Genomic DNA, 8109 nt, shown 5'->3' with positions numbered 1-8109 from the left:
AAAGGGCCTGAGCCCGGTAAAGTACCGGGAACAGGTCGCGCTGGCTGCCTGATCCCCAACTGTCCAACTTTAGGGGGTCACTTCAGGGATGGGTTTACGGCGTCCCCCGCAACCGGACCCGCCCCGCCATCCCACGGAACCCCGCTGTTGCTGTTGCTGTTGCTGTTGCTGTTGCTGCTGAGGTTGCCGACCAGCGGCCGGCACTACCGCCGGTGCAGGGTGCAGGGCGCAGCCCTGCCGAACACCCTACTCTTCTAGAACGGAGTCGCAGACTCGAACGCGAGCGCCTCGCCCGTCACCGGGTGAGTGAACTGCAGCTTCCGCGCATGCAGGCACACGCGCTGCGCGGCCTCTGCGCCATACAGCACGTCGCCGACGATCGGATGACCCAGGCTGGCCATGTGCAGGCGCAGCTGATGGCTGCGGCCGGTGACCGGTTCCAGTTCAACGCGCGTGCGTTGCGCCTCGGTGTCACGCGACAGTACCCGCCATCGGGTCAGTGCCGGCTTGCCGCGTTCGTGGTCGACCATCTGCTTGGGCCGGTTCGGCCAGTCGACGATCAGCGGCAGGTCCACTTCACCGGCATCATCTTCCAGCAGCCCCTGCACGATGGCTTCATAACGCTTGCCCACCTGGCGCTTCTCGAACTGCATCGACAGCGCTACCTGCATGTCCTTGCCGCGCGCGTGCAGCAGCAGGCCAGAGGTGACCTGGTCCAGGCGATGCACGGTCAGCGCATCGGCATACACCGCCTGCAGCCGTGCGACCACGCAGTCCTGGTTCTCCGCCGAGCGGCCGGGCACGGACAGCAGGCCGGCCGGCTTCTCGGCCACCAGCAGCGCGTCGTCGATGTAATGCAGAAGGATCATGTCGTTGCCAGGTACTCCATACGAAAACGGGGAAGCCGAAGCCTCCCCGTTTCCTGCGTACCGGCCAACGGCCGGTACCTACCCTGATGGAAAGGTGCCGGCAGGGTGCCGGCACCGACCGCATCAACCCAGCAGGTGGGCGACGCCGGCGCGCTCTTCTTCCAGCTCGGCCAGGGTCTTGTCGATGTACTTCTGGCTGAAGTCGTCGACCGGCAGATCCTTGACCAGGGTGTACTCGCCGTTCTCGGTGGTGACCGCGAAGCCGAAGATCACGCCTTCCGGAATGCCGTAGGAACCGTCGGACGGCACGCCCATGGTGACCCACTTGCCGTTGCTGCCCAGCACCCAGTCACGCACGTGGTCGATCGCTGCGTTGGCCGCCGAAGCTGCCGAGGACGAGCCGCGGGCTTCGATGATCGCCGCGCCGCGCTTGCCGACGGTCGGGATGAAGGTGTTGGCATTCCACTCCTGGTCGTTGATCGCATCGGCGATCGACGCACCATCGGCGGTGGCGAAACGGTAGTCCGGGTACATGGTCGGGCTGTGGTTACCCCACACCACCAGCTTCTCCATGCCGGCGACCGGCTTGCCGAGCTTGGTCGACAGCTGGCTCAGCGCACGGTTGTGGTCCAGGCGCAGCATGGCGGTGAAGTTGCGCGGGTTCAGGTCCGGCGCCGACTTCATGGCGATGTAGGCGTTGGTGTTGGCCGGGTTGCCGACCACCAGCACCTTCACGTCACGCTTGGCGACCTTGTTCAGTGCGGCGCCCTGGGCGGTGAAGATCTTCGCGTTTTCCAGCAGCAGATCCTTGCGCTCCATGCCCGGACCGCGCGGACGTGCGCCGACCAGCAGGGCGATGTCGGCGTCCTTGAAGGCGACTTCAGCGTCGTCGGTACCGACCATGCCGGCCAGCAGCGGGAACGCGCAGTCTTCCAGCTCCATCATCACGCCCTTCAGGGCGGCCTGGGCCTTGTCGACCGGCAGCTCCAGCAGCTGCAGGATGACCGGCTGGTCCTTGCCCAGCATTTCACCGGAGGCGATACGGAACAGCAGGGCGTAGCCGATCTGGCCGGCGGCGCCGGTCACGGCAACACGAACAGGTGCTTTCATGGGGATTTCCTCTGCTAAGAAGCTAAGTAGCGTTGTGGGAGATGGCCGCGCGGGCGGGGACAGGCCTGGCGGGGCGGCCGCAACATGGAAACGGCCCCCTCTGCAGGGGGCCGTCCGGGTATTGGATCAGGCGGCGAGGATCTTGTTCCACTCACCCACGCGCTCTGCCTGGGCGGCGAGCACGGCGTCGGTGTCGCCTTCCAGGGTGATCGAATGGATCACGTCGCCCTGCTTGACCGAATCAACGATCGCCTGGCCTTCCAGGACCTGGCCGAACACGGTGTGCTTGCCGTCCAGCCAATCGGTCTTGATGTGGGTGATGAAGAACTGGCTGCCATTGGTGTTCGGGCCGGCGTTGGCCATCGACAGCGAGCCGATCTGGTGCTTCACACCATTCTTCTCGTCTTCGAACTTGTAGCCCGGGCCGCCGGTGCCACGACCCTGCGGGCAGCCGCCCTGGATCATGAAATCGGGGATCACGCGGTGGAAGATCAGGCCGTCATAGAAGCCGCGCTTGACCAGGTTCACGAAGTTGGCGACCGTCAGCGGCGCCTTGTCGGCGAACAGCTCGACCTTGATCGGGCCCTGGGTGGTGTCGAAAGTGGCGATGAGGGACATGCAGATCCTTGGGATGCGGGGTGTGTAATCAGCCCCATAAGGATACACCTCCCCCGTGGCATGGGCGGCTTCGACCATGTGCGCAGGCAGGGTCTTCAGCCTGCGGACGGGCAGCGCCGGGGGGCAGGCTGAATGGGGGCCTCAGCAGTCCTGAAATCCAGGTTTTCGCCAATCGTCAAGTTCGACGTATAATGTTGGACTTCTTTTTCCAAATCCGGCGCCGACTGGCCCCCTTTCGTATGTCCATCGAAAACCTTCGCAACATCGCCATCGTCGCTCACGTCGACCATGGCAAGACCACCCTGGTCGACCAGCTGCTGAAGCAGTCCGGCACCCTGTCCGAGCGTACCGTCCTCGCCGAGCGCGTGATGGACAGCAACGACCAGGAAAAGGAACGCGGCATCACCATCCTGGCCAAGAACACCGCCATCACCTGGGAAGACAAGAAGACCGGTATCAAGAACCGGATCAACATCGTCGACACCCCCGGACACGCCGACTTCGGCGGCGAGGTCGAGCGCGTGCTGTCGATGGTCGACACCGTGCTGATCCTGGTCGACGCGATGGACGGCCCGATGCCGCAGACCCGCTTCGTCACCCAGAAGGCCTTCGCGATGGGCTTCAAGCCGATCGTCGTGGTCAACAAGGTCGACCGTCCGGGCTCGCGTCCAGAGTGGGTGATCGACCAGGTCTTCGACCTGTTCGACAAGCTCGGCGCCACCAATGAGCAGCTGGACTTCCCGATCGTCTACGCCTCGGCCCTGAACGGCTACGCCGGCCTGGAAGACACCGTGCGCGACGGCGACATGACCCCGCTGTACGAAGCGATCATGCAGCACGCGCCGAAGCCGGAAGTGGACCCGGAAGGTCCGTTCCAGATGCGCATCAGCCAGCTGGACTACAACAACTTCGTGGGCGTGATCGGCATCGGCCGCATCCAGCGCGGCACCCTGAAGAAGAACATGCAGGTCGCGGTGATCGACCGTGAAGGCAAGAAGCGCAACGGCAAGGTCGCCCAGGTGCTGGGCTTCCTGGGCCTGGAGCGCATCGAGCAGGACACCGCCGAAGCCGGTGACATCGTCGCCATCTCCGGTATTCCGGAGCTGACCATCTCCGACACCCTGTGCCACCCGGAAACCCCGGAAGCCCTGCCGGCACTGACCGTCGACGAGCCGACCATCTCGATGACCTTCCAGGTCAACAACTCGCCGTTCGCCGGCAACAAGGACCTGTCCGGTGGCAAGTTCCTGACCAGCCGCCAGATCAAGGACCGCCTGGACCGCGAGCAGGTCCACAACGTGGCCCTGAAGGTCGAACAGCTGGAAGACGCCGACAAGTTCCTGGTCTCCGGCCGTGGCGAACTGCACCTGTCGGTGCTGATCGAGAACATGCGTCGTGAAGGCTACGAGCTGGCCGTGTCGCGCCCGGAAGTGATCATCAAGCAGATCGACGGCCAGGCCATGGAGCCGATCGAGCAGCTGGTGGTGGACATCGAAGAAGTCCACCAGGGCGGCGTGATGGAAAAGCTGGGCACCCGCAAGGGCCAGCTGAAGAACATGGAATCGGACGGCAAGGGCCGTGTGCGCCTGGAATACCAGATCCCGGCCCGTGGCCTGATCGGCTTCCAGAACGAGTTCAAGACCCTCACCCAGGGCTCGGGCCTGCTGTTCCACGTGTTCGACCATTACGGTCCGAAGGAACAGGGCGCCATCGCCAAGCGCATCAACGGTGTGATGATCGCCAATGCGCCGGGCACCACCCCCGCGTACTCGCTGGGCCCGCTGCAGGAACGCGGCAAGCTGTTCGCTGCTGAAGGCGACAACGTGTATGAAGGTCAGCTGGTCGGCATCCACTCCAAGGACAACGACCTGACCGTCAACGCGATCAAGACCAAGCCGCTGACCAACATGCGTGCTTCGGGCAAGGACGATGCGATCCAGCTGACCCCGGCGATCAAGTACTCGCTGGAACAGGCCCTGGACTTCATCGAAGACGACGAGCTGGTCGAGATCACCCCGAAGGAGATCCGTCTGCGCAAGAAGTTCCTGACCGAAAGCGACCGCAAGAAGAACTCGCGCGGCGGCTGATCCAGCGAACCGTGAGCCAGAACGGCTACAACCCGGATCCACACCGGCATCCGGGCCTCCATGTCATCGCCTTGCTCGAAGCGAGCAAGGCGATGCTGGCGTTGTTGGCGGCCACCGGGCTGGAAATCCTCGGCCCGCAGCCGCTTCGCGACGGCGTCAATGCCCTGATCCGGCGTTTCAGCCTGGACCCGGATCACGGCACCCTGCCCTCGCTGTTGAATGCAATCAGTCCCGACGCGGTGCACCTGGCTGCGGCGGCGATGATCGGCTACGGCCTGCTGCACCTGGTCGAGGCCTGGGGCCTCTGGAAAGCCAAGGCATGGGCTTCCTGGCTGGGCTGCCTGACCGCCTCCATCTATCTGCCCTTCGATATCTACGCGATCGTCCGCCATCCCGGCTGGGCCTCGTGGACGGTGCTGGCGATCAACCTGATCGTCGTCTACGTGCTGGCGCGCGACCTGCGCAAGCGCCGTCGCTGAGCAGCCGCTACACTGGGGATCGGAGCCGTCGAAGCTGCCCCATGCGCCTGTCCTTGCCGCCCCTCCTGTCCTTCCTGATCACCGCGTTGCCTGCGGGGCTCGCTGCTGGCTGCAGCCCGGCCGCGTCCACCGCGCATGCCGGTGAACCCGGCAACAGCTCTATGCCTTTCCCCTACGCCGAGACCGAAGTTTCCGACCTGCAGGCGCGGATGGTCGCCGGTGAGCTCGACAGCGTCACCCTGACCGGCGCCTACCTCAAGCGCATCGCCGCCCTGGACCGCACCGGGCCACGCCTGCGCGCGGTGATCGAACTCAACCCCGATGCCCTCAAGGAAGCCGCACAGCGCGACCAGGAGCGCCGTGCCGGCCGCCTGCGCGGCCCCCTGCATGGCATCCCGATCCTGCTGAAGGACAACATCAACGCCGCACCGATGGCCACCAGTGCCGGCTCGCTGGCCCTGCAGGGCTTCCGCCCCGGCGATGCCTACCTGGTCCGGCGCCTGCGCGAAGCGGGCGCAGTGGTGCTGGGCAAGACCAACCTCAGCGAGTGGGCCAACTTCCGCGGCAACGACTCCATCTCCGGCTGGAGCGCGCGCGGCGGCCAGACCCGCAATCCCTACCGCCTCAGTCATTCCCCCTGCGGCTCCAGCAGCGGCAGCGCGGTGGCCGTGGCCGCCAACCTGGCCAGCGTGGCCATCGGCACTGAAACCGATGGCAGCATCGTCTGCCCCGCAGCGATCAACGGCGTGGTCGGCCTGAAACCGACCGTCGGCCTGGTCAGCCGCGAAGGCATCATCCCGATCTCCTTCAGCCAGGACACCGCAGGCCCGATGACCCGCAGCGTCGCCGACGCCGCCGCCGTGCTGACCGCCATCGCTGGCCGCGATGACGCCGATCCCGCCACTGCGACCATGCCCGGCCGCGCAGTCTACGACTACACCGCACGGCTGGATCCGCAGGGCCTGCGCGGCAAGCGCATCGGCCTGCTGCAGACACCATTGCTGAAATATCGCGGGATGCCACCGCTGGTTGAACAGGCTGTCGCTGAACTGCGCCGCGCCGGCGCCGTGGTGGTGCCGGTGGAACTACCCAACCAGGGCGCCTGGGCCGATGCCGAGCGCATCGTGCTGCTGTACGAATTCAAGGCGGGTCTGGAGCGCTACCTCAACACCTACCAGGCGCCACTGCGCAGCCTGGCCGGGCTGATCGCCTTCAACCAGGCACACAAAGGCCAGGAACTGGGGCTGTTCGGCCAGGAGCTGCTGCTGGAAGCCCAGGCGACTCCAGGCCTGGGCGATCCCGTCTACATCCGCGCGCGCAGCGATGCGCGGCGACTGGCGGGCCCGGAAGGCATCGACGCCGTGCTGGCATCGCAGAAGCTGGATGCGCTGGTCGCACCGACGACCGGTGTGGCCTGGCCCCTGCGCAGCACCGGCGATGACTTCCCCGGCGAGAGCTACAGCGTCGCCGCCGTCGCCGGCTACCCCAGCCTGAGCGTGCCGATGGGCCAGATCGATGGCCTGCCGGCGGGGCTGTTGTTCATGGGCACGGCCTGGAGCGAACCGAAGCTGATCGAGATGGCCTACGCGTATGAGCAGCGCACGCGCGCCCGGCGCCCACCGCACTTCGATACCGATACCTTGATCGAATCCGGCGACCCCTGACCCAATGGATGGTAGCGCCGGGCCGTGCCCGGCGAGCGCAGCGGCACTCTGCAATCCGCCGGGCATGGCCCGGCGCTACCATTCCGGGCGCGGCTCCGCCGGCGCGATGGCCGCCTCACCATCCTCCGCACCGGGTGAACGCACATCGGCGCTGCCTGCACGCCGCATCCGCGGCATATCCAGCTCATCGTCCCGCTGCAGGCGCGCGCGCACCTGCGGCAACGATTGCGGATGTTCGCGTGCGAGGAAATCCAGCATGCGTTCGCGCACCAGGCAGCGCAGGTCGAATGCATCACCGGAACTGCGCGCGCTGACCAGCAGCCGCACCTGGATCGCGCGCTCGCTGGTCTCGGTCACCTGCGTCACGCACACCCGTCCATCCCACAGCGGCTGGCCTTGGCAGATGCGTTCCAGCTCGGCACGTATCGCCGCGATCGGCGCACGGTAGTCCAGCCACAGGAACGCCGTACCGAGCAGGTCGGCACTGCGTCGTGTCCAGTTCTGGAACGGGTGCTCGATGAACCAGGTCAGCGGTACCACCATCCGCCGCTCATCCCAGATGCGCACTACCACGTAGCTGCTGCCGATCTCTTCGATGCGCCCCCATTCGCCCTCGACGATCACCACGTCATCGAGTCGGATCGGCTGGGTCACCGCGATCTGCAGGCCGGCGATCAGATTGCCGAACACCGGTTTGGCGGCGATACCCGCCACCAGGCCGATCAGGCCCGCCGACGCCAACAGTGCGGTGCCGATCTTCTGCACCATCGGGAAGGTCAGCAGTACCAGCGAAGCACCGAGCACGATGATGCCGCCCATCAGCACGCGGCTGAGCACTCGCGTCTGGGTCTGGATGCGGCGCGCTTCAAGGTTGTCCGACACATCGATCGGGTGGCTGCGCAGGATCGCCCGCTCACCCGCCGCAACGCCGCGCACCAGCAACCAGATGAAGCAGGCGGTCAGGGCGATGTGCAGCACGCGCAGCAGTTGATCGAGCGTGTGTTCCGGCAATGGCGTGGTCTGCAGCGCCGGAACCAGCAACAGCACGGGCAGTGCAAGGGCCAGCGGCGGTCCGATCACCCGGCCGATGCGCGCACGGCGCCGGTCACGCCCGCGCAGGCGGCGGTACAGGGCCAGTACGGCCCAAGCCCCCAGGCCGCCAACCACCAGGGCGCTGCCGATCGGCCACAGGTACTGCTGCAGCTGTTGCCAGACCACCATGCATCCTCGCTGTAAACACCGAGCTACAGCGTGGCCCATGCACCATGAGCACAATGTCAGT

7 protein-coding genes are annotated in these 8109 nt (G+C 66.0%); 3 read left to right on the top strand and 4 right to left on the bottom strand.

The genetic code is table 11. From position 1 onward, the window contains the following. Window positions 1-254: 254 nt before the first annotated feature. From ABIA73_RS20830 to ABIA73_RS20820, 3 genes are all read right to left on the bottom strand, one after another. Window positions 255-869 carry an RluA family pseudouridine synthase gene (locus ABIA73_RS20830; RefSeq protein WP_180831516.1) on the bottom strand — a complete coding sequence of 205 codons (615 nt, stop codon included), beginning with the start codon at window positions 867-869 and terminating at the stop codon, window positions 255-257. A gap of 123 nt (window positions 870-992) precedes the next feature. Next, window positions 993-1979 carry a malate dehydrogenase gene (locus ABIA73_RS20825; protein WP_025879435.1) on the bottom strand — a complete coding sequence of 329 codons (987 nt, stop codon included), beginning with the start codon at window positions 1977-1979 and terminating at the stop codon, window positions 993-995. Between the two features lie 126 nt (window positions 1980-2105). Beyond that, entirely contained in the window at window positions 2106-2597 is a 492-nt protein-coding gene (locus ABIA73_RS20820; RefSeq protein WP_025879436.1) for a peptidylprolyl isomerase, read from the bottom strand. A gap of 239 nt (window positions 2598-2836) precedes the next feature. Between ABIA73_RS20820 and typA the strand changes: the two genes are divergently transcribed. From typA to ABIA73_RS20805, 3 genes are read left to right on the top strand one after another with little or no spacing between them, the layout of a single operon-like run. After that, the gene (gene typA / locus ABIA73_RS20815; RefSeq protein WP_025879437.1) at window positions 2837-4684 is read left to right on the top strand and encodes a translational GTPase TypA; all 1848 of its coding nucleotides are present in this window, start codon (window positions 2837-2839) and stop codon (window positions 4682-4684) included. 11 nt (window positions 4685-4695) lie between these two features. Next, window positions 4696-5163, top strand: coding sequence for a DUF2127 domain-containing protein (locus ABIA73_RS20810; RefSeq protein WP_025879438.1), 468 nt, complete (start codon window positions 4696-4698; stop codon window positions 5161-5163). A 41-nt stretch (window positions 5164-5204) separates the two neighbouring features. After that, window positions 5205-6827, top strand: a complete 1623-nt coding sequence (locus ABIA73_RS20805) for an amidase (protein ID WP_223481998.1) — start codon at window positions 5205-5207, stop codon at window positions 6825-6827. Window positions 6828-6902: 75 nt separating this feature from the next. Here ABIA73_RS20805 and ABIA73_RS20800 read toward each other — a convergent pair whose 3' ends face one another. Beyond that, a complete protein-coding gene (locus ABIA73_RS20800) occupies window positions 6903-8048 on the bottom strand; it encodes a mechanosensitive ion channel family protein (RefSeq protein ID WP_170919619.1) in 1146 nt (381 codons plus the stop codon). Window positions 8049-8109: the final 61 nt, after the last annotated feature.

This window comes from Stenotrophomonas sp. 2694 (genome assembly GCF_040548715.1).
Classification (GTDB): Bacteria; Pseudomonadota; Gammaproteobacteria; order Xanthomonadales; family Xanthomonadaceae; genus Stenotrophomonas; species Stenotrophomonas indicatrix.
This window is presented reverse-complemented; position numbering and strand designations above follow the sequence as displayed.

Coding starts and splice junctions, on each gene's coding strand:
- ABIA73_RS20830 (WP_180831516.1), bottom strand. CDS start 869: ATGATCCTTCTGCATTACATCGACGACGCGCTGCTGGTGGCCGAGAAG.
- ABIA73_RS20825 (WP_025879435.1), bottom strand. CDS start 1,979: ATGAAAGCACCTGTTCGTGTTGCCGTGACCGGCGCCGCCGGCCAGATC.
- ABIA73_RS20820 (WP_025879436.1), bottom strand. CDS start 2,597: ATGTCCCTCATCGCCACTTTCGACACCACCCAGGGCCCGATCAAGGTC.
- typA (WP_025879437.1), top strand. CDS start 2,837: ATGTCCATCGAAAACCTTCGCAACATCGCCATCGTCGCTCACGTCGAC.
- ABIA73_RS20805 (WP_223481998.1), top strand. CDS start 5,205: ATGCGCCTGTCCTTGCCGCCCCTCCTGTCCTTCCTGATCACCGCGTTG.
- ABIA73_RS20800 (WP_170919619.1), bottom strand. CDS start 8,048: ATGGTGGTCTGGCAACAGCTGCAGCAGTACCTGTGGCCGATCGGCAGC.